Annotated in this window: 23 protein-coding genes and 3 pseudogenes; 10 read left to right on the top strand and 16 right to left on the bottom strand. The window is 34.8% G+C overall.

Annotation, left to right across the window (positions count from 1 at the left end):
* Nucleotides 1-348: 348 nt before the first annotated feature.
* The 5 genes from folD to AAGD70_RS03060 form a co-directional block, all read right to left on the bottom strand.
* Nucleotides 349-1,227, bottom strand: coding sequence for a bifunctional methylenetetrahydrofolate dehydrogenase/methenyltetrahydrofolate cyclohydrolase FolD (folD, locus tag AAGD70_RS03080; RefSeq protein ID WP_065095073.1), 879 nt, complete (start codon nucleotides 1,225-1,227; stop codon nucleotides 349-351).
* Nucleotides 1,211-1,891: a UbiX family flavin prenyltransferase gene (locus tag AAGD70_RS03075; RefSeq protein WP_156518053.1), complete on the bottom strand. Its 681-nt coding sequence runs from the start codon at nucleotides 1,889-1,891 to the stop codon at nucleotides 1,211-1,213. Before AAGD70_RS03075 ends, folD begins: the two co-directional genes overlap by 17 nt.
* Nucleotides 1,884-2,150 carry a DUF2312 domain-containing protein gene (locus AAGD70_RS03070; protein WP_065095074.1) on the bottom strand — a complete coding sequence of 89 codons (267 nt, stop codon included), beginning with the start codon at nucleotides 2,148-2,150 and terminating at the stop codon, nucleotides 1,884-1,886. The genes AAGD70_RS03075 and AAGD70_RS03070 overlap by 8 nt, the downstream gene beginning before the upstream one ends.
* 13 nt (nucleotides 2,151-2,163) lie before the next feature.
* A complete protein-coding gene (locus tag AAGD70_RS03065; protein WP_065095075.1) occupies nucleotides 2,164-3,447 on the bottom strand; it encodes an HlyC/CorC family transporter in 1,284 nt (427 codons plus the stop codon).
* 88 nt (nucleotides 3,448-3,535) lie between these two features.
* A complete protein-coding gene (locus AAGD70_RS03060) occupies nucleotides 3,536-4,714 on the bottom strand; it encodes an aspartate aminotransferase family protein (RefSeq protein ID WP_065095076.1) in 1,179 nt (392 codons plus the stop codon).
* Nucleotides 4,715-4,989: 275 nt separating this feature from the next.
* Here AAGD70_RS03060 and AAGD70_RS03055 point away from each other — a divergent pair, with 275 nt between their 5' ends.
* Nucleotides 4,990-6,162 (top strand): NADH-quinone oxidoreductase subunit D, encoded by a 1,173-nt coding sequence (locus tag AAGD70_RS03055; protein WP_065095077.1) that lies wholly within the window; start codon nucleotides 4,990-4,992, stop codon nucleotides 6,160-6,162.
* 27 nt (nucleotides 6,163-6,189) lie between these two features.
* Here AAGD70_RS03055 and AAGD70_RS03050 read toward each other — a convergent pair whose 3' ends face one another.
* Nucleotides 6,190-6,333, bottom strand: a complete 144-nt coding sequence (locus AAGD70_RS03050; protein WP_153296793.1) for a hypothetical protein — start codon at nucleotides 6,331-6,333, stop codon at nucleotides 6,190-6,192.
* Nucleotides 6,334-6,531: 198 nt separating this feature from the next.
* Between AAGD70_RS03050 and AAGD70_RS03045 the strand changes: the two genes are divergently transcribed.
* From AAGD70_RS03045 to AAGD70_RS07760, 4 genes and pseudogenes are all read left to right on the top strand, one after another.
* Nucleotides 6,532-6,816, top strand: a complete 285-nt coding sequence (locus tag AAGD70_RS03045; RefSeq protein ID WP_038198869.1) for a transposase — start codon at nucleotides 6,532-6,534, stop codon at nucleotides 6,814-6,816.
* A 21-nt stretch (nucleotides 6,817-6,837) separates the two neighbouring features.
* A pseudogene (locus AAGD70_RS03040) lies at nucleotides 6,838-7,044 on the top strand (IS3 family transposase); the annotation flags it as partial.
* A gap of 124 nt (nucleotides 7,045-7,168) precedes the next feature.
* Nucleotides 7,169-7,444: a DDE-type integrase/transposase/recombinase gene (locus AAGD70_RS03035; RefSeq protein ID WP_082942384.1), complete on the top strand. Its 276-nt coding sequence runs from the start codon at nucleotides 7,169-7,171 to the stop codon at nucleotides 7,442-7,444.
* Nucleotides 7,434-7,598: an IS3 family transposase gene (locus AAGD70_RS07760; protein ID WP_081600772.1), complete on the top strand. Its 165-nt coding sequence runs from the start codon at nucleotides 7,434-7,436 to the stop codon at nucleotides 7,596-7,598. Before AAGD70_RS03035 ends, AAGD70_RS07760 begins: the two co-directional genes overlap by 11 nt.
* A gap of 372 nt (nucleotides 7,599-7,970) precedes the next feature.
* Here the strand turns inward: AAGD70_RS07760 and gltX are convergent, their stop codons facing one another.
* Nucleotides 7,971-9,332, bottom strand: coding sequence for a glutamate--tRNA ligase (gltX, locus tag AAGD70_RS03030; RefSeq protein ID WP_065094790.1), 1,362 nt, complete (start codon nucleotides 9,330-9,332; stop codon nucleotides 7,971-7,973).
* Nucleotides 9,333-9,482: 150 nt separating this feature from the next.
* On the opposite strand from gltX, the gene AAGD70_RS03025 reads away from it, so the two are divergent.
* Together AAGD70_RS03025 and AAGD70_RS03020 are read left to right on the top strand one after the other, a co-directional pair.
* Nucleotides 9,483-10,187 carry a hypothetical protein gene (locus tag AAGD70_RS03025; protein WP_065094791.1) on the top strand — a complete coding sequence of 235 codons (705 nt, stop codon included), beginning with the start codon at nucleotides 9,483-9,485 and terminating at the stop codon, nucleotides 10,185-10,187.
* Between the two features lie 70 nt (nucleotides 10,188-10,257).
* Nucleotides 10,258-12,324, top strand: a complete 2,067-nt coding sequence (locus AAGD70_RS03020) for an acetyl-CoA carboxylase biotin carboxylase subunit (RefSeq protein ID WP_065094792.1) — start codon at nucleotides 10,258-10,260, stop codon at nucleotides 12,322-12,324.
* Here AAGD70_RS03020 and AAGD70_RS03015 read toward each other — a convergent pair.
* Genes AAGD70_RS03015 through AAGD70_RS02990 form a run of 6 tightly spaced genes read right to left on the bottom strand, consistent with a single transcriptional unit; the run spans nucleotide 12,273 to nucleotide 17,099 of the window.
* Nucleotides 12,273-13,547, bottom strand: a complete 1,275-nt coding sequence (locus tag AAGD70_RS03015; RefSeq protein ID WP_245611037.1) for a COX15/CtaA family protein — start codon at nucleotides 13,545-13,547, stop codon at nucleotides 12,273-12,275. The genes AAGD70_RS03020 and AAGD70_RS03015 overlap by 52 nt on opposite strands.
* Complete coding sequence (locus AAGD70_RS03010) at nucleotides 13,505-15,103, bottom strand: glycosyltransferase family 2 protein (RefSeq protein ID WP_065095486.1); 1,599 nt, start codon at nucleotides 15,101-15,103, stop codon at nucleotides 13,505-13,507. Before AAGD70_RS03010 ends, AAGD70_RS03015 begins: the two co-directional genes overlap by 43 nt.
* Nucleotides 15,104-15,117: 14 nt before the next feature.
* The gene (locus tag AAGD70_RS03005; protein ID WP_065094793.1) at nucleotides 15,118-15,594 is read right to left on the bottom strand and encodes a hypothetical protein; all 477 of its coding nucleotides are present in this window, start codon (nucleotides 15,592-15,594) and stop codon (nucleotides 15,118-15,120) included.
* Between the two features lie 8 nt (nucleotides 15,595-15,602).
* On the bottom strand, nucleotides 15,603-16,082 hold the full coding sequence (locus AAGD70_RS03000) for a hypothetical protein (protein WP_065094794.1): 480 nt from the start codon (nucleotides 16,080-16,082) through the stop codon (nucleotides 15,603-15,605).
* Nucleotides 16,083-16,085: 3 nt separating this feature from the next.
* On the bottom strand, nucleotides 16,086-16,313 hold the full coding sequence (locus tag AAGD70_RS02995) for a F0F1 ATP synthase subunit C (protein WP_006014985.1): 228 nt from the start codon (nucleotides 16,311-16,313) through the stop codon (nucleotides 16,086-16,088).
* A gap of 60 nt (nucleotides 16,314-16,373) precedes the next feature.
* Nucleotides 16,374-17,099, bottom strand: a complete 726-nt coding sequence (locus AAGD70_RS02990; RefSeq protein ID WP_065094795.1) for a F0F1 ATP synthase subunit A — start codon at nucleotides 17,097-17,099, stop codon at nucleotides 16,374-16,376.
* Between the two features lie 231 nt (nucleotides 17,100-17,330).
* On the opposite strand from AAGD70_RS02990, the gene AAGD70_RS02985 reads away from it, so the two are divergent.
* Nucleotides 17,331-17,612, top strand: coding sequence for a hypothetical protein (locus AAGD70_RS02985; protein WP_065094796.1), 282 nt, complete (start codon nucleotides 17,331-17,333; stop codon nucleotides 17,610-17,612).
* Between the two features lie 23 nt (nucleotides 17,613-17,635).
* On the opposite strand, the pseudogene AAGD70_RS02980 reads toward AAGD70_RS02985, so the two are convergent.
* A pseudogene (locus tag AAGD70_RS02980) lies at nucleotides 17,636-17,788 on the bottom strand (WPE palindromic element domain-containing protein); the annotation flags it as partial.
* A gap of 153 nt (nucleotides 17,789-17,941) precedes the next feature.
* Between AAGD70_RS02980 and pheT the strand changes: the two are divergent.
* Entirely contained in the window at nucleotides 17,942-20,281 is a 2,340-nt protein-coding gene (pheT, locus tag AAGD70_RS02975; protein WP_065095350.1) for a phenylalanine--tRNA ligase subunit beta, read from the top strand.
* Here pheT and AAGD70_RS02970 read toward each other — a convergent pair.
* Nucleotides 20,272-22,647 carry a hypothetical protein gene (locus AAGD70_RS02970; RefSeq protein ID WP_245611035.1) on the bottom strand — a complete coding sequence of 792 codons (2,376 nt, stop codon included), beginning with the start codon at nucleotides 22,645-22,647 and terminating at the stop codon, nucleotides 20,272-20,274. The genes pheT and AAGD70_RS02970 overlap by 10 nt on opposite strands.
* 193 nt (nucleotides 22,648-22,840) lie before the next feature.
* On the opposite strand from AAGD70_RS02970, the pseudogene AAGD70_RS02965 reads away from it, so the two are divergent.
* Nucleotides 22,841-23,665 (top strand): annotated as a pseudogene (locus tag AAGD70_RS02965) (IS5-like element ISWpi1 family transposase).
* Between the two features lie 101 nt (nucleotides 23,666-23,766).
* Here AAGD70_RS02965 and AAGD70_RS02960 read toward each other — a convergent pair.
* Nucleotides 23,767-25,131: an ankyrin repeat domain-containing protein gene (locus tag AAGD70_RS02960; RefSeq protein ID WP_065095203.1), complete on the bottom strand. Its 1,365-nt coding sequence runs from the start codon at nucleotides 25,129-25,131 to the stop codon at nucleotides 23,767-23,769.
* Between the last annotated feature and the right edge of the window lie 514 nt (nucleotides 25,132-25,645).

The following is a 25,645-nucleotide window of genomic DNA, read 5'->3' as shown; positions in this document are numbered from 1 at the left end:
TCTACGGTTGGAAAATCAAGTTTGGCTCATATATTAGGTTCAAAGCTTTTTATGCCTAGAAACTTTGCAATTCCACTAACTATAGCTAACCCAAGAAAGGTTTCCCTACGTCATACCGCCGCGGTATCTCAGCATAGATTCCGCTAACGAGTAGCGGAATGACGAATTTGTTGTTTTTCAAATTGTAGGTAAACCTAAGCCACTTTAGCTATACTTGTAGAGAAAAAAGAATAGATGATGATCCTAAATATTTAATAAATTTGACTACTGAGGAATTTCAAAAATCTCAATTTTTTATTAATTGTGATATGGTACATTCTATCTTCATATAGCTTTCCTCTTCATACCTCAACTAATGAAATCAGAAGCATCAACTCCCTTTTGCAAGCAAGCAGCAATAACAGTGTTCATCATTAGAAATGCAATGGTCATTGGGCCAACGCCCCCGGGTACTGGGGTCATAGCTTTGGCTTTCCCTTTTATTCCTTCAAAGTCAACATCACCTACAAGCTCTCCTACGTTAACGCTATTTATGCCAACGTCGATCACTATTGCATCTTTCTTTATCCAGTCTGCTTGAACAAAATTTGGCTTTCCTACTGCTGCAACTACTATATCCGCTTTAGAGCAATATTCAGCTAAATCTTTACTCTGTGAGTGCAAGATGGTAACAGTGCAGTTTTCTTGCAACAATAGATGAAACATTGGTTTACCTACGATATTTGACCTGCCAATCACAACTGCGTTTTTACCAGAGAGGTTTTCTTCAATTGATTTAATTAAATGCAAAGAACCTTTAGGAGTGCAAGGTATAAGGCAATTTTTTTCACCTTTAACTAATTTGCCAACGTTCTCATCATGGAAGCCATCTACATCTTTTTCAATACTCACTGCATTAATTACTCTGCTTGCACTAATGTGATTTGGTAAAGGCAACTGTACTAAAATTCCATGTACAGATTGATCTTCATTGAATTCATTAATTTTTCCAATTAACTCATCTTCTGAAATATTATCAGGCAAAACAATAGTTTCAGAACTTATGCCTATTGATTCTGCTTTTCTTTGTTTATTACGAACGTAGACCTGACTTGCTGGATTGCTACCAACGAGAATTACTTTTAGGCAAGGAAAAATATTATGCTCCCTCTTTAGAACATGAATCTTTTGTGATAGCCTCTCACACAGGTCGTTTGCTATTTTTTTACCATCAATAATAATTGTCACTTCCTTGCCACTCCTTAAAGTTGGGTAATTTGATATCAAATAAATCCAATACTTTGCCAACAGAATGATTAATAATATCATCCAACGATTTCGGGTTAATATAAAAAGCTGGCACCGGTGGAGTAATAATTGCTCCCATCTCCGTTAATTTTAACATATTTTGTAAATGCCCAAGATGTAGTGGTGACTCTCGCACCATAAGAATTAATTTTCTTCTTTCTTTTAACGTTACATCTGCAGCTCTTGTTAGTAGATTGGAAGTGACACCTGATGCGATTTCAGACATTGTCTTCATAGAGCATGGTGCTACAATCATTCCTGAGGTTTTAAATGAGCCGCTTGCTATTTTTTCTCCTATTTTTTCTTCAGAATAGTAAAAATCTGCAAGTGATATAATATCTTCAAGTTTTTCTTTAATCTCATGAGCTAGAGTTGTTTTTCCAGCACGACTTATCACTAAATGAGTTTCATAACCAGGTTTGGTGTCATTTGAGTAGCTGACATTGGAATCTATACACTTTTTCTGGATGGAAGTAGTCAAGCTACTTGGATGACCGATGGATTGTACAAGAGATTTGTTAATATTTCTTAACGCCTCTAAAATACGTACACCGTAAATAGAACCAGATGCTCCACTTATTCCAATTACAATTCTGCTATTCACTTAACTCTTCTTCGCAACTCATTCCCAATGCACGTTTATAGGTATCAAGCAATATTTCCTGTTCCTCTCTGTCATCATCATCCATCTTCCTCAGCCTAATAATTTGTTTCATCACTTTTATATCCCAACCTTCATCTGCGGCTTTTGCATATACATCACGAATGTGATCTTGCACATCCCTCTTTTCTTGTTCAAGTTTTTCGATTCTCTCTATGTAACCCTTCAATTCTTCAGTCGTTATTTTTACTGTATCTTCCATGAAACTCCACTAATTAATTGCTGCTACTAATATTACCAGTTTTTACTTGCACTTCAACAACAGTAATAATATTTTTATCTTTTTTTAAAATCTTAAAGCGAAAACCATACATGGAAAACTCCTCGCCTTCGTCAGGAATGCGCTCTATTTCATTCACAATCATACCTGCTAGAGTTGTAGCTTCTTCATCAGGGAGATTCCAGTATAACTGCCTGTTAATGTCCCTAATAGTAGATTTTCCTTCTATGTGATACATATTATCAGATATTTTCTTTATAAAATTCTCCGTAATCAAATCATGTTCATCCGAAATTTCTCCAACTATTTCTTCCAGTATATCCTCAAGAGTTACAATTCCCTGCAGTGCTCCATACTCATCAATAACAAATGCAAGGTGTTTCCTGTTCTTACGGAAGTTGTGAAGTTGCACGCTGAGCGGTGTACTTTCTGGTATGAACCAAGGCCTTGACATAACTTGGGTAATGTCAACTTCTTCCGCTTTATTATTCTTTTCACGCAAAGCATTTATTAGAGCTTTCACGTGAATTACACCTACAATGTTATCTGGTTCCTTCTGCCATAAAGGTACTCTACTGTGACTGCTGGTTAAAATCTCTCTTATTAACTCTTCTTTATTCCGATCTATATCAAGAGAAAATAGGTTTCTTCTATGGGTCATAATTTGTGATATCTCTGTCTCAGCCAAATCAAGTATGCTGCTTAGCATATCTAAATCCTGTTGCAACATAGTTCCTTCACTGCGGTGAAGAGTAATCATATTACGCATTGCATCCGCTGCAGATATCACTTCCTTATCTTTATGCAGCCCACATAATTTGAGGATGAGGTTAACAATAAATTGAATACCTAGTGTCAATGGAGAAAAAATCTTTACAAAAAACAATACAAAATAAGCAGAAAATGATGCAAATTTTTCAGGATTTTGAATAGCATAAGTTTTTGGTAGAACTTCGCAGAACAATAAAATACAAAATGTCATTATAATTGTTGATAGGAGAATGCCCTCATTTCCAAAAAGATTGATAAATATTGCTGTAAATAAAGCAGAGCAAGTAATATTAATAATTGTATTGCCGAGCAATACTGTTCCTATTGTCAATTCTTTCCTATTTAATAAGCGGTCTATTATCTTGGCTCTTTTGTTACCGTCTAGCTTTAGCTTATTAACTCGAGAACGGCTAATTGAGGTTAAGCCTATTTCTGCTCCTGAGAACAAAAACGATAAAACTAACAAAACAAAAATTGCTGATGACACCAAGACCAATAACCAATCCATTAAAGTACGATGTTATTGTGATAAAAAATAAAATTAATTTTACATGTTATGAGAGGCATTTGCAAGCCTGAATTTATATTGCCGAATTTTATATATCTTTAATCTTAAAAAACAAATCATAAAGCATATTATACGCTGCGTTCACATGCTCATCCTCAATGATAAGTGGTGGGGTTACCCTTACTACTTTGTTGTTTAAAACCCTAGTTATTATTAAACCTTTATCAAGAGATCGACTAATAATTTTATCAGCTACAGGAGTTGCTAGTTCTATTCCCATTAGTAACCCTTCTCCACGAACTTCTAAAATCATCTCAGGAAATTCTTTAGCTAAAAGCAACAGCTTTTCTTTTAAATATTTACTAATTCTTTTAACATGATCAAAAAAGCCTTCTTTTAGCATTATATCGAGCACTGCATTACCAACAGTCATGGCAAGTGGATTGCCACCATAGGTTGATCCATGAGTTCCTGGAGTAATTGCTTCTGCTATGTAATCTTTCACTAAACATGCAGCTACAGGAAAACCGTTACCCATAGCCTTCGCACAGGTTAGCATATCAGGTTCAATGCCGACATTTTGATAATGAAATAAAGAACCGATGCGTCCATATCCGCACTGCACTTCATCAAAGCACAAAATTATTTCTTGAGCTTTTGTTATTTCCCTTACTTTTTGAAGATATTCTACGTCTAGTGGATATACTCCGCCTTCGCTTTGTATGGGCTCTAAAAACACAGCAGCTATTTCATTATTGATTTTTTCTTCTAATGCTTTAGTGTCATTTCTTGGCACTTTATCAAAACCAGAAAGAAGCGGAGCAAAACCTTCGCGTGATTTTTCATTACCTCCAGCAGAAATTGCAGCAATACTGCGGCCATGAAACCCTCCTTCAATTGTAACAATACGATTACGTTTTGCTTGCCCTTTTGAATAAAAGTAACGACGAATAAACTTAATTGCAGCTTCTGTTGCTTCAAGTCCACTTGAGCAGAAAAAAACTTTATCTGCAAAAGTAAGGGTTGTTAAACGGTCAGCAAGCCTTTCTTGCTCGGGAATAGTGAAAATGTTAGAGCAGTGCCATAATGAACTCGATTGCTCTTTCAGCTTATCTGTAATGTATGGATGACAATGCCCTAAAGAAGTTGTAGAAATACCTGCAGCAAAATCTAAATATTTTTTACCATCTTTATCAAAAAGATATGCCCCTTCTCCCCTGACTATAGGAGTGTCAAGTCTATTATACGCATTAACAACATGATCCATTTTATAAGTATTGTGGTATTATCTATACTATACCTGAAATGAATCCATTAACACAAAGCTTTTCCTTTAACCTCTTATGCTACTTCAACTAAAAATTTGGCTAATGCAAACCTTTTTTGTCATTCTATAGCTAAAGTGACTTGGTTTTACCAACACTTATTAGCCATTGTAAAAGTTTTTGTTTCTATTGAATGATAGTTGTAGCCTATGCAAGAAGTTTATTGACTTTGAGCGCACTTTAGCCTATACAATTTTAATATCTTAAACTACTGGACATGCCCGATCTAAAGACAATGATGTTAAATTTTGGACCTCAGCACCCAGCTGCACATGGAGTGTTGCGTCTTGTTTTAGAGATGGATGGTGAAGTGATCGAGAGGGCAGATCCCCATATTGGGCTTTTGCACCGCGGTACTGAAAAATTAATAGAACATAAAACGTATCTTCAAGCTTTGCCTTATTTTGATCGCCTTGATTACGTATCACCAATGTCACAAGAGCATGCATATTCACTTTGTGTGGAGAAATTGTTGCAATGTGAAGTGCCAATTAGGGCAAAGTATTTACGTGTCTTGTTTTGTGAACTGACGAGGATACTAAATCATTTACTGAACGTTTCTTCTCAAGCACTTGATGTTGGAGCAATGACCCCTCTTTTATGGCTCTTTGAAGAAAGAGAAAAAATACTGGAATTTTACGAAAGAGCTTCAGGTGCAAGGTTTCACGCAGCTTACATCAGGCCAGGTGGAATTGCAGCAGATGTTCCAGAAGGTTTGATTGAGGATATTGCAAAGTTTATAGAGCAATTTCCAAAGTATATAGACGATGTTGATGAACTTTTAACAGAAAATAGGATATGGAAGCAACGCACTGTAGGAATTAGTGAAATATCAATTAAACAGGCACTTGATTGGGGCTTTAGTGGCCCAATGTTGCGCGCTGCTGGGCTTGCTTGGGATTTGCGAAAAAGCCAGCCATATGAGATATATGATCAACTAGATTTTGATATACCGATCGGCCAAAATGGCGACTGTTATGACCGTTATCTAGTTAGAATGGCAGAGATTAGGCAATCTATCAGTTTGGTGAAGCAGTGCATAGAGAAAATGCCTGAAGGGCCAATAAAAACTGAAGATAGAAAAATTTCTCCACCGTCAAGAGCAGAGATGAAAAAATCTATGGAAGCTCTGATTCACCATTTTAAGCTCTATTCAGAAGGATATCACGTACCAGAAGGTGAGGCTTACGCAGTTGTTGAGGCACCAAAAGGTGAGTTTGGAGTGTATATAGTTTCAGATGGTACCAATAGACCTTATAGGTGCCGAATAAGAGCACCTGGCTTTGCGCATTTACAAGCCTTAGACTTTATGGCAAAAGGACACATGCTTGCTGACGTTGCAGCAATTATTGGCTCACTCGATATAGTTTTTGGTGAGATTGATAGGTAATCATTGGTACCCGTTCAGGCAATGGCGTCATGCAAGTAGCTGACACATAACTGTACGAACATTTGTTTGCAAAGGCAGTATGTTAAGTGTTATAGCCGATTTTGCCTCAAACACAAAGGCAGTGCCTTGACTACTTGGATCCAGAAAAATTGATTGTGTACTATACAACATTTTCGATCAAAAGCGTAACCGTTCACTGTTAGACTGCATTCTGTGATTTTTAGCAAAACATGATCTTTCATTTGAGCTTCCTTCAATTTAAAATAAATACAGAAAATTGCTACCTATAGCTAAACTGACCTTACCCAGAAAAAGTGGAGAGAAAGAAAGGAGTTTTTTCGGGTAAAATAAAATTTTGGAGGATTAGAAATGGCAAGAGAATATACGGCAGAATTCAAATTGGAAGCTGTTAAGCTGGCAAATGAACAAAGAAAGGTAGGTCAACCAGTTGCAAAAGTAGCAAGAGATCTAGGAATAAGGGATAGTGTATTAGGAAAATGGATGAAGAAATATAACGAAAAAAAGTCAGCGGCAAATGCATTTCCAGATGTAGCACCTTATGACAAAGAGAGATTTGATTTACAGAAAGAGTTAGCAAAAGTAACAAGAGAAAGAGACATTTTAAAAAAAGCCCTGGCCAGTCAAAAAGAGTAAAATATTTTTTCATAAAAGAGCATAGTAAACACTATAAAGTGCAGGAATTATGTAGGGTTTTCTGCTAGTGGCTACTATAAGTGGACTACAAGGAAAATAAGCAGTAGAGAATCAGCAAATAAAGAGTTATTAGCAGATATTCAAAAAATATATCAAGCTTCTAAATGTAGATATGGAGCTCCTAAAATTCATGCTGAATTAAAGGCTTTGGGTAAAAGTTGCAACTTAAAAACAGTGCAAAGTATTATGCAGAAAAATGGTATTCAGGCTATATTGAGAAGAAAATTTAAAATTAAGAAACAACAAACGGACAGTAGAGTCGTAGCTCCCAATATATTAGACCAAAACTTTATTGTCGATCAACCAAATAAAGTATGGGATTACTTATATAAAAACCAAAGAAGGATGGCTATATTTGGCAACAATAATCGATCTATATTCACGCATGGTAGTTGGCTGGTCAATGAGCAGTTCAATAAATAAACAATTGGTTATGGACTCTTTATTAATGGCCGTTAACAAGCGTAAACCTGCCAAAAATCTACTATTACATAGTGATCAAGGTTCACAATATACTTCGCAAGGTTATCAATATCTCTTATCCATAAAAAACATAGATGAGTCATAAAGGTTGTTGTTACGACAATTCTGTTGTGGAAAGCTTCTTCAGTTCTCTAAAAAGGGAGTTACCAATAGACACCTCTCGGCACTCTAAACAGCATATCAAAACTGCTATATTTGAATATATAGAAATTTTTTATAACAAACAACGTCACTATTAACTATTGCATTCCTGAGCATTTTGATTCATCATTCTCTTTGTGAAAAACATTCCAAACTTTCTCTCCACTTTTTCTGGGTAAGGTCAGTTTTTCCCCTATTAAGATTTGTCGATTTAGTTGTAGCGCAGTTGCTCACCATAAATTTGGTGCTCTCTTTCAATCAAAGGTGTCTTGCTGCTTGAGATGTTTTCTTTGTAAAGATTTAGCTTATCTTTTACATCTAAACAGAATTAACACGATTTGGCTTTTTGTAGATGAGTAATTCTCTAGGGATTATCCTATTGAATTCTATGATATTATTTTTTGTAACATTGTTATACACGTCATGATAAGGGGGCTGGCGAAGGATGTCAAGTAATTTTCTTATTTCATTTAAATTGCTTGTAACCTTCTTATACACTCATCTTTACCAAGAATCACCATGATATCAATGATTCCAGGTGCATCCATTACTCCAGTTATAGGGGCGCGTAATGAGTGGTATACATCGCTTATTTTCATATCGTGCAATTTTGCACATTCCTTGATCTGAGAAGATAAAAAACCCTTATTCCAATTTTCATCACCGATCTTTGACAGAAATGATGCGAGTAACTTAATTATATTGAGGTTAGATTTGACAATTTGACAAGCTTCTTCACTTAAATCAAGTGGCGGATCTTGAATATAAAATTTTGCTAAATCCAATAATTCGGTCAGGTAGTTTGCTCTTTTTTTTAGCTCTGTCAGTCCCTGCAGTAAATAGCCCTTTTTTTTGTCAGTTAGAGTATTTTCTCTAAGCATTAGAGTCAGAATATCTTCATTGCTCATATTACTAATATAGTGGTTATTCAAATGCTCCAGTTTTTTGAAATCGAGCCGTGCAGGTGAACGACCAATACTTTCTATATTAAACCACTCTATTGCTTGCTCATCGCTAATAATCTCATCGTTGCCGTGACTCCAGCCAAGTCTCAGCAAGTAATTACGCATCGCTTTTGGCAATATTCCCATCTTTTCATAATCGCAAACGCTTGTGGCACCATGCCTTTTGGATAGCTTATTCCCATCTTCCCCATGAATAAGCGGCACATGTGCAAAACGTGGAATGTCAAAATCAAGAGCCTGGTATATTAGCAACTGTTTAAAGGTATTAGTGAGATGGTCAGAGCCACGTATAATATCGGTTATTCCCGCATCATGATCGTCAACCACTACGGCAAAAATATATGTTGGAGTGTTATCAGAACGTAAGATCACTATATCATCAAGCTGCTCGCTATTTACTTTGATTTGGCCGTATATTTTATCATCAATGACGATCTCTTGCGAATCCGGCACTTTAAAGCGAACAACAGGCTTTACGTCTGATGTCACACTAATACATTTGTGCTTATATATCTTGCCCTCTTCTCTTGCTTTTATTTTCTTTTCTGCAACTTCATTTTCAGGACAGTAACAGTGATATGCCCTACCCTTCTCAACTAAAAGGTTTGCTACTTCTTTATGCCGCTCTATTCTTTTTGATTGATATACTATTTCCCCATCACAGCTCACACCGAGCCATTTTAGCCCTTCTATAATTGCATCAATTGCTTCTTGCGTTGAACGTTTTCTGTCGGTGTCTTCAATCCTTAGCAAAAACCTGCCACCATGATGCTTTGCATAGAGCCAATTGAATAAAGCAGTACGAGCCCCTCCAATGTGCAAAAACCCTGTGGGTGATGGAGCGAATCTAGTGACTACGTCTGGCATGTTATTGTTACAGTAAAGTATAGGCTATGATACCCAAAATCCACGTTTGTAACAATGTGGAATTTATTTATTCTGAGAGATAAGATTTACTTGTTTTTCATAAAGTTATGTTGTATAATTTAGTGTTGGTTAAATATAGCGAGGTATGTTATGATTGGATCTGTAGATATAGAAAGCTTGCTCGAACAAGCTAATATAAGTTGGAGCCACACTGGTCCATCTGATAAAATAAAACTAATAGTGTGGGGAGACAATCTCTTGCATTTAGCTGCAAGAACAAAAAATATTGAAAGATTTTTGTTCATTTTCAAAAAAAGTATTGAAAGTGATGCTCGTTTATTAGAGTACAATGACGATCATGAAAATCCATTCCATATAGCGGCGAAGATGAGGATATTACCGGATGTAGTGAGAGGAATATTTGAGCATTTGGATTCTTCGGAAAAAGTAACAAAAGAAAAATCAGAAAATTTTAAAAGTTACATTAAAAATGCATTAGGCAATAGATGTGCGTTAGATAAATCTAAAAGGACTCCTCTTGATTGGGTTAGTAAGGATGTTAAGAAAGAAGTAAGAGAAATTGCAGGCATAAAAGACAGTCTTATATGTAATCAGAAGTTTCACCTGTGTTTATATATAGTAGGAGCTATAGCGTGCATTGCTGCTTTATGTTTGTCTTTATACTTTTTATTTTTAGTTTCTCAATCTCTTGCACTGGCTACGATGGCTGGGATAGTTTCTGGTGGGGCTGCGTATCTGTCAGGCAAAGTGTGTAGTGAGATACATAACTTGCATGACATGAGCACTCCAGTGGAAACTTTTAGTAGTACAGATCTTGCAAGGGTGGCTGTCTGATATATAACAAAAAGTTGCAGGCAATGATATAGAAATTTACTTTCTCAGCTTAAGAAAGTATACTTATACGATGACGGAAAAGAAGTACAGTAAGATTTTAATAGCAAACAGAGGAGAAATTGCCTGCAGGATTATCAGAACTGCTCGTAGGATGGGTATATCTTGTGTATGCATATATTCGGATGCAGATGTAAATTCTGTGCATGTAAGACAAGCAGATGAGTCAAGATATATCGGCCCTTCGCCATCTTGCCTCAGTTATTTAAACATTGAAAAAATATGTGAAGTAGCAGTTGAAACAGGTGCTGAGGCAGTTCATCCTGGCTATGGTTTTTTAGCAGAAAATCCAGATTTTCCACGTGCTTTGCAAAAACACAATATAGATTTCATAGGTCCCAGTGCAGAAACAATAGAAGTTACAGCCAACAAAATAACAGCAAAAGAAGCGGCAAGAAAAGCTGGAGTGAATGTAGTGCCAGGATATATGGGTAAGATCAGCGATGCTGCCCACGCAGCTCAAGTTGCTAAAGAGGTCGGTTTTCCCGTTATGCTCAAAGCTGCATCAGGCGGTGGTGGCAAAGGAATGCGAATTGTAAACTCCAAAAAAGAAATTGAACTAGCATTTACATCAGCCACAAATGAAGCAGAGAAAAGTTTTAAGGATGGCAGTATCTTTATAGAGAAATATATAGAGTTGCCAAGACATATTGAAATACAAATCATAGCAGATAAATATGGCAATATAGTTTGTCTTGGAGAAAGAGAATGCTCGATACAAAGGAATAATCAGAAAATAATAGAAGAAACGCCAAGTCCATTCATTAGTGAAGAAGTAAGACAAAAAATGTATGTTCAATGTGTTTCTCTGGCAAAGCAAGTTGGCTATTTTTCAGCAGGCACTGTTGAGTTTGTTGTAGATAAAGACCAAAACTTCTATTTTCTTGAGGTAAATACGAGATTGCAAGTTGAGCATCCAGTAACAGAATTTATAACTGGAATAGACATAGTAGAAGAAATGATTAGAACTTCCTGTGGAGAGAAATTGAGATTCAATCAGGATGATATTAAACTTACTGGTTCTGCAATAGAAAGTAGAATTTGCGCTGAAGACCCATCGAAGAAATTTTTCCCTTCCAGCGGAAGAATAAAATATTACGATAAACCGGGTGAAAATGATTATGTAAGAATAGATGATGGAGTTGCTGCAGGTTCAGAAATTAGCACGTTCTATGACTCAATGATTGCAAAAGTTATAACATATGGAAAAGATAGAGTAGAAGCGATCAGCAGAATGCAAAAAGCATTGTCTGAATGCTATATAGAAGGAGTAACAAATAATATAGAATTTCTAGAATCCATCTTCCATCACCCAAATTTTATCGCAGCAAAGCTCCACACGAGATTCATTCCAGACCATTACCCCAGTGGGTTTCACGGCGATTTTGTTACAGAGGAGTATATTAAAATATTTATTTTCACTGCGTTATATGTTCATTTGGAAAATGAAGAAAGGTACTATTACGAAGCAGTGAATAAAACATCTCAGGTGTCATTCCAGCGCGTGACTAGTAAAAAAGAAGGGGCACCAGTATCAGCTACTCGGATGGCAGGTGACCGTGCAAGAGATTTATTCATAGTGAATATAAATGACAATGAGTACTCCGTAAATGCAAAATACCAAGATAATATATTAATAACAGTATATAATCACAATAAATACTCCGTTATAGGCAAGTGGAAATCAAGTCATAAATTACTATATATTACAATTAATGATGATGCTGATATAACATTTAAAGTAGAAAAACAAGGCAGTAAATACTTCATAAGACATGCAGGCATGAAAGCTGAATGTTGTGTATTCAAATCTCATGTAGCTGAATTAAGTAAGTTAATGCTAAACAATAAAACAGAAGAGATTTCAGTAGATGCTGTAAAATCCCCAATATCTGGCTTATTAGTTAAATTACACGTAAATGTAGGAGATCAGATAGAAATAGGACAACCTTTATTTGTGGTGGAGGCAATGAAAATGGAAAATATCATATGTGCTGAAGCAGCAATGGTGATAAAAAATATTCCCGTTCAAGAAGGAAAAAATGTGCAGATTGGTGATGTAGTCTGCTTTCTTAAATAACACAAGAAGTACAAACTTGACCCAAACAAGATAAATGAAAACACTTGATGAGCTATGGCAATGGCTATTGGTATGTGTAACAAAAGAGTAACCACTCCTAAAATTATCTGAATGATCATGGAGAGCAGCATAATATATACCGGTTTTACGCTAGCATTTTTTACTGTGAGTATTACTACCAAAGTTAGTATTAGCAATGCCAGTGCTCGATGTATAAATTGCACTGTCGCTCTGTTCTCAAAGATATTCAGCCATATAGGCTGTAAGAAAAATAAATCTTCTGGAACGATTTGTCCGTCCATTAGTGGAAAGGTATTGTAAATCAAACCAGCATTTAATCCCGCAACAAATGCGCCGAAAATTATTTGTATTACAATTAGAATCAGAATAAGTATTGTGTAATATATACTACTGTTAGTAGATTGAAATCCTGTCATCCGAGTAGCTGACACACAACTGTACGAACGCTTACTTTTGAAAATAAATTGCACAGCAAATGGTGTCATGAAAGTAGCTGACACTGGAATCCAGCTTTTACTATGCAGCCACTTATTTAAAGTTAAGTTTTCTGGATCCCAGTGTCTGGGCACTGGGATGACATCTTTCTTGGTGAAAATTACTCTTATACTGCAATGTTCGTATAGTTGTGTACGTAACACTGGGATCCATATTTGGTAATCAAAAAATTGATATGACAATAATGCAAAGATAATTAATGCTAATAATAAGTGAAGTGCAAGCCTATAGTGGCTAACATGAGGTTCAGTTACTAAACCACTTTTAACCATATACCAACCAGCAAAAGCTTGTAAAGCTCCAAATAATAATGCCATAAATAGCCTTATTACTACCTTTTTAGATATTTTTCTTCTTAATGTGAAATATATAAATGGCAGGACAAAAACTAAACCTGTTAGTCTTGCAATTAATCTATGCACATACTCTATTAAGTATATAGCGCGAAACTCCTCCATACTCATACCATAGTTGAATGCTTTATACTCAGGTGTAGCTTCGTATTTTAATTTTTCTTGTAGCCAGTCTTGCTCATTCAGTGGTGGTAATGTTCCAGTAATAGGTTTCCACTCCGTGATTGACAATCCTGCTTTTGAAAGTCTGGTAAATCCACCAATCCCCACCATGAGAATTACCATAATACAGCAGAGAAAAAGCCAAATAGCTACAGGTTTTGCTTCCATAAACCATGCTGAGTTTTGTTCCATCGCTCAGGGTAAAGAATAAATTCCCATAAGGCAAGAAAAGCTGCAACACTATGTAGCAGACTATAGACCGGAAAAAATATCGATACTATATAAAAATAAAAAGGCATCTTTTGCTGTTTGACAGCTATTACCAAAAGAATCAGGTTAGTAACGTATACCACTACAAAGTAGTACAAAAATAATTCATTTAAAACTTTAGTTAATATCAATGAAAGCAATAAAAATGGAGTAGTAAAAAATATAAAAGCTGCAGAGCCAACAAAAAGATTCAATAGCAAAATTCCCTTAAATCCAGTGTGTTTATAAAGTGACTTTATATTTTTTAAATGAACAATATAAGTTTGCATATAGCCTTTGATCCAGCGCGCTCTTTGCTTAATCCAAGCAAATACAGCAATTGGTGACTCTTCCAATGTTTCTGAGTCAATCATCCTGGTTTTATATCCCATTTGCGCAAGTCTCAAACCGAGGTCAGCATCTTCGGTAACACTGTAAGCATCCCAGAAAAACACTTTTTTTAGAATTTTTACTGAAAAATGATTACTGCTACCACCCAAAGGCATTGGCATGTTCATTTTTTGGAATCCAGGCAATAAGTATTGAAACCAGTTCATATACTCCAGAGAAAAGGATTTTGTGAGAAAATTATAATCACAATTATAGTAATTTAATTTCGCCTGTACACAGGCTAACTTATCGTCGCCCTTATTAAATTCAATCAGTGCTTTTTTTAACTGCAATGGGTCTGGTTTATCGTCCGCATCATATATTACTGCATACTTTCCTCTAGCAAAGCTCATAGCATAATTGCATGACTTGGCTTTTGTTCTAGGCAAAGAATGAGGCACTTTTATTACTTCAAAATACTGCAGTAAAGTGTACTTTTCTATAGCTGCTAGCGTTTCTTGGTCATCACTTTCTACCTGAAGCTTCACATCTAATTTTGATTTTGGATAATTCAAACTTTCAATGCTTTCGATCAATTGCTCTATCACTGCACTTTCTTTAAAAGCAGGCAATAAAATAGTATATATAGGAAAATCTTCTTCATTCAGCTTACTATAATCCACTTTTTGGTTGGAGGTTTCACATAAGCTAAAAACTGTAGCTATAAACTTGAATAAATAACTAGAACATCCGATTATAAATATCAACATCAAAGCAAAATATGTATATTTCTCTGTTAGTGTTAAAATTGAAGTTACAATAAAGAAAGAAGCAAAAAATATTGAGCTTAGTTTAATGCTTTTAGCTGAAAAATTAGGATTCTTGTAATATAAGTAGTTGCTTGCAAATTCTGAAATACCAAAGTGCGAGTTAAGAAGATTTAAAATCTGTTCGCTATCCACTTTTATTAATACATAGTCAATACCGTAATGAGCTTCGACCCAACGGTTGATATCTCGGCTTGTGTCTTCAACCATAAAAAAAGTAGTATTATTTAATTTTTGCCAAGGAATTATATTAAATTTATAGTAAAAAAGTTTCTCTGGCTCTTTGCACAAACTAGAATCAAACTTAATTTTTTCTACATTATCAGCTTGAAGTATAGGCAATTGTTGCATTGAACCTAATGCAATTTTTTATTTAAGTCACGTGAAAATGAAGATATGACCTCGCTACTACGCTTATCATCTTTACGTTCATGCATTATTTTTTTTACAGCATCAGCAGCTATATTCGCTGTGTTAGCCTGTAAATCTCCAAGAGCTTTTTCAACTTGGTCAGTGACTTTCTTCAAGTTAGAATGGGCATTGTCATCTAATGTCTGATCTAGCTGCTGTCTATTGTGCTTAATGATACTATTAGCTTTATCAAGTGCTTCATTCATCATTTTATTAACTTCTGCATCTAATTCTTTGTATTTTTTAGAAGATTTTTTGTAATACTCCAACATATCTTTCCTGAATTTTTCAGTTTCTTCACTTGAAAATTTGCTTTTGTTACGCTTATTGTTAAGCGCATTTTTTATCACTTTCTTTAGCAATTTATACGAAAGGACAAAACTTACCAAGAAGGCAAGACCGATAATCAGTGATGTAGACATAAAAACCCCTAAAATTCTTTGGACACCAAGTCAGCAATAAATTCCTCTTCAATTTCAGAATTAGTCAATTTAGTATAATAAATTAAAGCAATACTAGTAGCCATTTGTTTTAACTGATCAGTATATTCAGATTTAAATTCTGCCACTTTTTTTTCAATAAGCTTGCTCTTTTTTTTGTCTTCCTCTTCTAATATATTCTTAACATTAGCTCTCATTTCTTCTACCTGAGCAAGTGCATCATCTATGATTTTTTTTGCCTGTATTCTAGCTTGGTTTAAAGCGGCATTATACTTGGCAACCTGATCTTCCGTGAGTCTTAAAAGATGAACAGAACTATTAAAAGAATCCAATACTTCTTTACTTCTAGTGCTTATTATTTCATCTAACTTTGGCAAAAATAAACAACTTACTACGAAAAAAAGTGAAGAGAAAAAAATTAAAAACCAAAAAACTTGAGAAAAGAAGGTTGAAACATCAAGCTGTGGCATCTGTTAAGCAGCAAATATTAATAACATTGCAAGTACAAACGCAAGCAATCCCATGATTTCAACCATGGCAGCACCAATATAAACATAACTTTTCATTTTACCTTCTGATTCAGGGTTTCTCGCAATCCCATTTAACATAGCAGAGAAGATATTAGCTATACCTAAACCAGCACCGAGCATTCCAAACACAGCTAAACCAATTGCTATAAATTTTAAAGCTACTAAATCCATATATTTACCCTTAACTATTTCTTTATAATATAATTGTAAAATATTCTACAAGGAAGTCAATTACTTTACTGCATCTGACAAATATACACATGTTAATATAGTAAATATATAAGCTTGTAAAATTGCAACAAATACTTCAAACCCTATCAATGCAATTATGAACAAAAACGGCGCAGGAGTGAGAAATATGTTCATATTTACAATAAACCCTGCTATCACTTTGATGATTGTATGACCAGCAATCATATTTGCTGCAAGCCTTATTGATAGGCTAATCGGTCTTACTAAATAAGCAAACAACTTAATAATAATTATTATAGGTGCAAGCCACGAAGGAGTTCCTTTTGGTAGCAATATGCGTAAAAATTCTACTCCCCTTTCTTTAAATCCAACAATCGTTATATAAATAAAAACCACCATCGATAAAGCAAAGGTGACTATCACATGACTTGTGACCGTGAAACTATAAGGAAGAACACCAACCAAATTACATGATAAAATGAAAATAAACACTGTAAATATCAATGGAATGTGCTGCAAGCCTTTGCTTCCAGTGTTATTTTCTATTATTGAAATAACAAAATCATATACATACTCAACTGCAGCTTGCAAATATCCTGGTATTACTGCCCCCTTCTTTATTCCAAAAAGCAAAAAGAGTATCACCAATATCACCGAAATCATCGTGAAAAGAGATGAATTGGTAAAGCTTACGTCATACCCAAATAACCTAGGTAACTCTATTATTGTATATACTTTAAACTGCTCCAGCGGATTTAATGCCATTTTAATCTGAATTATCAACAGTAAATAAAGTATGAATTTTATAGGACAAAGTCAAGAATTAAGATAGAGCTCTGTGTTATTATAACATTGATACATTAACAAAATATGTAATTAGAGTGTTAATTACAGTCAGCTCTGTATTTTAAAATTTACTAATCTTATTAAATTATTCAATATCTTGACTTAACATTTTATTTTAATTATAATTTAATTTTTAATATGAGGCTTATTATGAATGAAATGGATTTTATTAATCTACCTTTAGATTTAGAACAGGAGCTTGGAGATGGGTACATCAAGCTAACGGATAGTGACTTTAATGGATATACTGATCACCACTCACAAAAAGGTGAAGTACTAGATGAAAGTCACAATGTGATAGGAAACTTCACTATTAATGATTACATCGGTACAGTCTGTGAAAATGACCATAAGTTTAATTTTCATCAGTCCAGGCAGATAACCCTAGAAGGTGACATAGAAAAAATTCTTTCTCTTTACAAGAAGATATAAAGTTACAAAAGCTTCTACATCGTTGCTTGTAATGCTCTAGTGTACAAACATTGCAATTTGTAGATAATTTGCGTAGTAGGTGGTGTCATTCCAGTGCTTGACACTGGAATCCAGTTTTTATTGTACAACCACCTGGTGTACTCATTTAAAATTAAGTTTTCTGGATCCAAGTAGTCAGGGCACTGGGATGACATCTTTCTTAGTTTCTTGTATCACAATGTTCGTACAGTTGTGCTTGTGATACAGAAGTTACCTTTTATTCCATTACAACAAGCTTTAAAAGCACTACATTTTATATTACAATAACTCTTTTATTTCTTTAAAGGTTCATGAAATTCACATTATCTTGGTTATTAGAACACTTAGAAACCAATGCTAGTTTAGAAGAAATTACCGATAAGTTAACTCACATAGGGTTGGAAGTAGAAGATGTGATCGACAATACCAAATTAGCTGGTCTTATTGTTGCAGAAGTATTAGAGGTGATACAGCATCCAAATGCTGATAAATTAAAATTATGTAAAGTAGATGACGGGAGTAAAATTCTACAAATAGTTTGCGGAGCAAACAATGTTAGAGAAGGTATGAAAACTGTGCTTGCATCTCTTGGTAGCACATTGCCAGAAAGTGATTTCACAATCAAGCCCACAAAAATACGAGGAGTGCTAAGTGAAGGGATGCTCTGCTCTGCTTCTGAACTTGCGCTGGTTCAAGAGGAAAGTGAAGGAATAATCGAGCTTTCCGATGATTATAAAGTAGGGGATAAATTTTTCAATTGTGACCCTGTAATTGATATAAATGTTACCCCAAACCATGGAGATTGCTTAGGCATTTATGGAATAGCTCGCGACCTTGCTGCAACTGGAATTGGGACATTAAAGACTTTAAGCATTCCACAACTTACCAGCTCCATAAATTCACCAATCGATGTTGAAGTTACTGACGGGGAAAGTTTTATTAGTGGAATATACATCGCCAATGTAAAAAATCAAGAAAGCCCAAAATGGTTAAAAGATAGGCTGGAATCGATAGGAATGCGCTCCATTTCTGCAATAGTTGATATCACGAACTATATTATGATATCTTTCAGCCGCCCAATGCACGCGTATGATGCAAAAAAAATAGAAGGAGAGCTCACAGTACGCAAAGCAAACGACGGAGAAAAATTTGCTGGTTTAAACGGTAAAGAATACTTATTAAACAAAGACATGAGCGTTATTTCTGATGATAAAAATATTCATGGAGTTGCTGGAATTATAGGTGGTAAGTGCAGTGAATGTACTTTTGAAACTACCAATATTTTTTTGGAATTAGCTTTGCTCGATCCAATCTCTATTGCTAAATCCTCAAGGGAGCTGAGCATCTCCACAGACGCTAGTTACAGATTTGCACGTTCAGTTGATCCTGGATTTACTTTTGATGGACTCAACCTTGCAGCTAAAATGATTCTGGACTTATGTGGTGGAGAAACCTCAAGCGTAGTGTCTGCTGGCAGTTTAGATAGTGCTGACACCAAGGTGAGCTTTGATTATCAGGATGTGAACAAGTTTGGAAGTGTGTCTGTATCGCCTGATGAGGTGCTTGATATCTTAACGAAACTAGGGTTTAGTATTGATAAAAAAACCGAAGGCAATTGGAATGTACAAGTACCAAGCTGGAGACCGGACGTGACAATACCGGCTGACCTAATCGAAGAAGTAACAAGGATATACGGCTATGACAAAATAAAAGAAGAACCACTACCAAATAATGTTGAAGAAGTAGATAGTACATACGACAATTTGCGTATTTTGATGACAAACAGAGGGTTTCATGAAGTGCTAACCTGGTCGTTTATGAGTGAATCAACAGCTGAAAAATTTGGTTACTCGAATAAGTTATTTATCATCGATAATCCGTTTAACAATAACTTTAATATAATGAGACCAAGTATTATGCCAAATTTATTGCAAGTTACTGCTGATAATATTGCCCATGGAATATCTGATCTTGCAATCTTCGAAATCGGGCCGATTTACGATGGTGAAGCTCAGTCTAAACATGTCTTAAGTGGAATAAGAACAGGAAATAATTTACCGCGAAACCATTATAATACTGATAGGAAAGTAGATGTTTTTGACGCAAAGGCTGATTGCATAGCAGCTTTGGAGTTTTTTAACGTCAATTGCGATAATTTAACGATAGAGAGAGCAGAAAAAGAATATTATCATCCAGGAAAGTCAGGCACCTTATCTTTTAGAAGTAAAATAGTTGGTTATTTTGGAGAACTGCATCCAAGTATACTGGATTTTTTTGATATCAAACAAAAAGTTGTAGGCTTTGAGGTAATATTAGAAAATATCGGAAATTTACCTGTAAGTAGAAAGAAATTTATCGATTATAAATACCAAAGTGTAAAACGTGATTTCGCATTTATTGTAAATAAGGATGTGGAAGTAGGTAACATAATCAATGTGGTAAAAAAAAGCTCAGAGCTCATCACAGAAGTTTTAGTATTTGACGTACACCATGGAAATAATATAGAATCGAATAAGATGTCTATAGCATTGTCAGTTACTTTCTGCTCTCCAACTCACACTTTAACTGAAAAAGAGATCCAAAAAGAATCAAGTGCTATAGTTAATTTAGTATGTGAAAATACCGGAGGAACTTTGAGAACTTATCGTTGAGTCACAATCATAGTTTCCTGCCGTTGCTGTGTCACACTTACTTCATCCAATTTATTTCCAATATTGAATTCAATATCCTTGAAAAATCTATCCCACATTCCATGCAAATGCTCTTCTATTTTAGGCCACACATCATTTTTAAATGTTACCCCATCATCAGAAAATAAATCACCTAAAAAGGCTCCAACACCTTCATAATTTGACTGAAAACATTGAAGAAATGTCTCTCCTTCTTTATAAGTATTATGTGCCACATTTAACGCTTTTCTCTCTGTAGTCTCTTTATAAGCATTTGATGCTCCAATCTTTATTGCACCAAACATAACTTTACTCCAGTTCTTAACTTTCTGTATACAACCTTCACTATTTCCTGGTATATTATTTATTATATCTTTTGTCAAATTATCTATCAAAGGAGACAATAAACCTTGATAAAAGTACTTGATATTATTTTTTGTTTTTATCACAGGACTTTTTATGCATTTTTCTGCCAAATAGTATTCAAGTTCCGCTTCCTCTAACAACTTCTTAACTGCTTCTGTGTTAAAAGTTTCACGCTCGAACTCCTTCAGTAAATCACCCTCTATTATTGCAAACTTTATTTTTTCGCGAGATTCTAGTTCTTCTATATAATCATTTTTTGTTTCTTCATTTATCAACAATCCTTTTTCTTCTAATTCTAACTGTTTTAATGCTTTGAGAATTTCTTGGTTATTTTTCAAATGCTTCTCTATTAATATTGTACTTGGATGCTGTTCTCCTTTCCTATTTCGCTCACCTTCTAAATATTTGTTTAAATCCTCATTTTCTTCTATTACTTTCCTTAACGATATAGGTTGCTCTAAGCATTCTGCAATTTCCGCTCGGTGCGCATTAATCCTCTGTACTAAATCTGGCTCCTTTTCCTCTAACAGCTTACATGAATCCTCTATACCCTTTGCTTGGCCTTTGAGTACATTTTGTATTTTGCATTTCGTTATTTCTAAATATATGTTTGCTACAAAAGCATTTACTTTATCTGAAGCTTCTTTTAAATTCTCACTCAAAGAACCTTTTATCTCCTTTTCTAAATCCCGAAACTGGTCTATTAAGCTGAGCATGCCTAATAGGCCTAACTCACCCTTGGCTTTTTTCATTACTGATTTTACTAGCCTTTGCTCAACTTCTTGATCATCATACTCGAACTTAAAAAGACCTTCTAACCTTCTTCTTAAAACATCACCTGCTAAATTATTCTTTTTTACATCTCCATATATTTCTTTCAATTTTTCATGTATCCTAATATATCTTTTTTGTCCTTCTTTTTTTAAAAGATCAATCTCTTCTTTAGCATTACCTAGAGCTGTCTCTGTTTCTCTACTATGTATATATTTATAAACATCAATAATTGTTCTCTTAGCTATCTTCCCTTCTTCTTTAAGCCGCTTCCATTCTGCTTTAAATATAGGAAGCTCACTATCATCTAAAACATCCGGTACTTTTGCTCCTGCTTTTTTCAGATCTCTTATTATCACTTCTTTCTCACCTGGTAATTCCTTACCTTGACTCTCTAATTCCTGTCTCACTAAAGAATTTTTTATCTCATCTTCCAGTGAAAAACCTTCTTTCCGTCTATCCAGATGAAACCTAACTGCTTGTATAAAGGCAACTTGATAGGCGTTGTATATTAAGTGAGTTGTCAACTTAAAATCTATGCTACTTACCACTTTTAACCTGAATTCGTCCAACAATTCCTTCAATTTATCATATGTAATCTCTTTCTTTTCTAGCTTTATCAGTTCTTCCATAGTCTTCGCAAATTCCTGAATAGAAGTTGCAAGCACATCCTTGATTTCATTGCGTAAGGGCTTAAGACCATTTTTTAAATTGATGTTAGTTGACAATTTCAGTACGATGCTATGCTCTGAATCCCGCGTCACATCAAACCACTTGTTATTTTCATTTTCATACAAATCTCTAAGCAATCGTTTAAATTGCGGTGGAAATTCTATTTCCATATCCCACGCAATATTTGGTCCAGTAACTTCCTTTTCATGAAAAGACACCTCAATATTTTGATGCTTATTAGAATACCGCCCCATACTTATTTTAAGAGCAGTAACTAAAGAGTGAGATAAATCTCTATTTAAAAGATAAAAAGTAGCCAAAGCAATTGTTGCAGGAACAACTAAGGCTACAAGTACAGCCATATTAACAAAAATTGCTATTGCAGCAAGAACACCATATGCCAATCTTTTTGCTGTACTTTCACTTACTTCACTTTTTTTTGTTTTATTCTCCTCTGAACTGATTTGTGTCTTATCATTTGTTTTTAATTTATTATATACGGCTAATCCTAACGCAGTGAAAACTATATAAGGAAACATTAAAACTGATAGAGCTAAATTTAATATTTTCTTTTCTGGGCAAGCTCGATTTACCTCTTTAAATATTCTACTTGATATATTATACCAAGAAGTAAAAAAATCAGAGTTATAATCTTTATAATGAAATATACTGAGAGGTTGTCCGGAAACAAGTAAAAGGCTATAATATCTGAAATTTTAGTACGGGGTAAAGATGAGAAAAAAGTATCCAACAGATCTAAGCGAAAGGGAATGGGCAAGAATAGAAAAACACTTCAGAGTATCATACAAGAAAGGAGGAAGGCCGCCAAAGTATAGCAAAAGAGAAATATTAGAAGCAATTTTCTATGTATTGCGTACAGGGTGTCAATGGCGGTATTTACCAAATGATTTTCCGCTATGGAAGACTGTGTATGAGCAGTTCAGGCAATGGAAGAAGCAGGGAATTTTTGAGAAAATGAATTATGAAATATAGTAGAAGAAAAATAGGAAGGAATGAGCAGCCGAGTGCCTGTATAGTAGATAGTCAATCTGTAAAGACTACAGAAAAGGGGGGATCAAAGGCTATGATGGAAGTAAAAAAGTAAAGGGTAGAAAAAGGCATATAATTACAGACACTCAGGGTTTTATACTAGGTTGTTACGTAGGCGCTGCTAACGAAAATGATAGAGATGGTATTAAAATAGCATTAAACAATATGAGAACAAAATATACTAAAGTTAAAAAAATGTGGGCTGACATGGGATACCAAGGAAGAAATTTAAAGAATCACATAAAGGAAGAATATGACATAGATATTGAAATTGTTAAAAGGCCTCCATGTAGATTTTGGGTGCACAAAGATACGCCACCTGAGCTACTACCAACAAGAGAACAAGGGTTTAAAGTACAGCCAAGAAGATGGGTTGTAGAAAGGACTTTTGCTTGGGTTAATAGGAATAGAAGGCTATCGAAGGAGTATGATTTACTCACAACATCCACTGAGAATTTCATATACCTAGCTATGAGTAGGGTTATGTTAAAGAGGGAATATGCTTGAATTTACTTGTTTCCGGACAACCTCTGAATCTCATTTTCATCGAGCAGATAATTGTCGTGTATTAGCTTTGGCTATGTATTTTTTGTATACTCTTCTTGTACTTAAATGTAGACCAGCATAGCCCTAATTTTTTTATATATTTTACTTCTTTCTCTGTATTTAATAATAGGCTTGAAAATAAATGGTAAGCCTATAATTGTTAAGCTTAGAGCTAGGGTTGAAAGTATACAACAGGCTTTGTGTTTACTATGTAGCTCTTTCAGGTAAAGCATCAAAAATCTACAAAATTTTTTGTAATTTTCTTCGATGTTTTTTTTGCTATGAGCCTTGCTAATGAACATATCTATTGCGGTATGACCGTTATTGCACTTAATGTTAAGGTCTGCACCTTTTTCTGTTAACAACTGAGCTATATCAAAATAATCCTTTTGAACAGCAAGATGTAGAGGTGCAAAACCTTGTTGCTCACAAATGTTCATATTGGCTCTAACTTCCAATAACATTTTCACAATTTGTGTATGGCCTTTTTTAACTGCGAGTAGCAAGGGAGTTCTGTTACATTTAGTAACAGCATTAACGTTTACCTTAAGCTTCAATAAGAGCTTAACTGTTTTAGTGTTACCATTATGGCTAGCTTTATGCAGCCTAGCGTTACCATTAAAATCTTGATCGTTTGCTTCTATTCCCTTTGAAACAAGAAATGTTACCATTTTTCTATTATTATGCTCAATAGCGCAATCTAACGCATCAAAACCATGGTTGTTTTTTGTGCAAAAAAACTCTTTAAGTTTAATTTTATCGTTACTTGCTTGCTGTTTTTTTGCAATAAGTTTTACTATTTGCATTTTGTTGTTATACGCTGCTAGGAAAAGCGTAGTGTTATTTTCTGCATCTTTGGCTTCTATATTTGCACCTTTCTTTATCAGATATTCTATAATTTCTGCTCTGCTGTCATAATGTGCGGTGCATTGATAAATGGTTAAAAACAAAGGAGTACGAAAATTGTTATCTTCACATTCGAGATTTGCTCCGCTATCAATTAAAATTTGGACGCTTTTTTTAGAACCGTATAGTGAAGCTATATGAAGAGGAGTATAGCCCTCTTTGGCATCTTTTTCATTAATTTTTGCGCCTTTTGTTATCAAAAAATCTATTAATTCCGTGTCATCTTGTAGTGCAGCAAGGTGCAGTGGAGTGAATCCATTTTTATCCTTGGAATTAATTGTCAGTTGGTTAACAAAAAGTTTAGCAACTTTCTTGTGTCCATGCATAATGGCGTAATGCAGAGGGTTTCTATTTTCGTTGTCTACGACATTGAAATCAGCTTCGTGCTCTAGTAATGACTTTACTCCAACTAAATCGCCTTCTTTTGTGAACTTATGCAAGAGAGTGATTCCACTTGCATCTTTTGAATTAATATCAAATCCATTTTCTACTAATTGGTTTATATCTTCCTCACGCGCCATATCACTTCAATCTCTAATTAAACCCTTTTCGCGTTAATAATACTCCTACTTGATTAAGTTTAAATGAATCTGTGAGAAATGGCTAGTGCATTCTTGCATAACAAACTTTTGGCAGCGCATCGGATGAAACGAAAAAACTTACTTGACACCCTTCGCCAGCCCACTTATCATGATAGTGAAGCTATTGTATTTGCTTTCGCCAATCTGCAGATTAAAAGGTAAGGATTACTTAATGTATCGGCGTCTTATGTTCAATTTTTTGCAGTATATAGATACTGTATGTCTTTACAAAACTTCATCTACATCTAGATTTTTATCTAAATAAGCTGAACGCGCTTATAAAGCGTTACAAGACATCAAAAAATGCCAATACTCGACAGAGATAGTAAAAGACTAGCTAACTCGGGGATTCTTTGTCTTTTTTTCTGCTTAGTAAATTTCTTAAACATTTGCAGCGTAAGTTAGTTGCAATTAAAAGCAGCTGAATTTCGTTTGTCAAGCGTTTAAAACATAA

The organism is Wolbachia endosymbiont (group A) of Nomada flava, assembly GCF_964027055.1.
Classification (GTDB): domain Bacteria; phylum Pseudomonadota; class Alphaproteobacteria; order Rickettsiales; family Anaplasmataceae; genus Wolbachia; species Wolbachia pipientis.
This window is presented reverse-complemented; position numbering and strand designations above follow the sequence as displayed.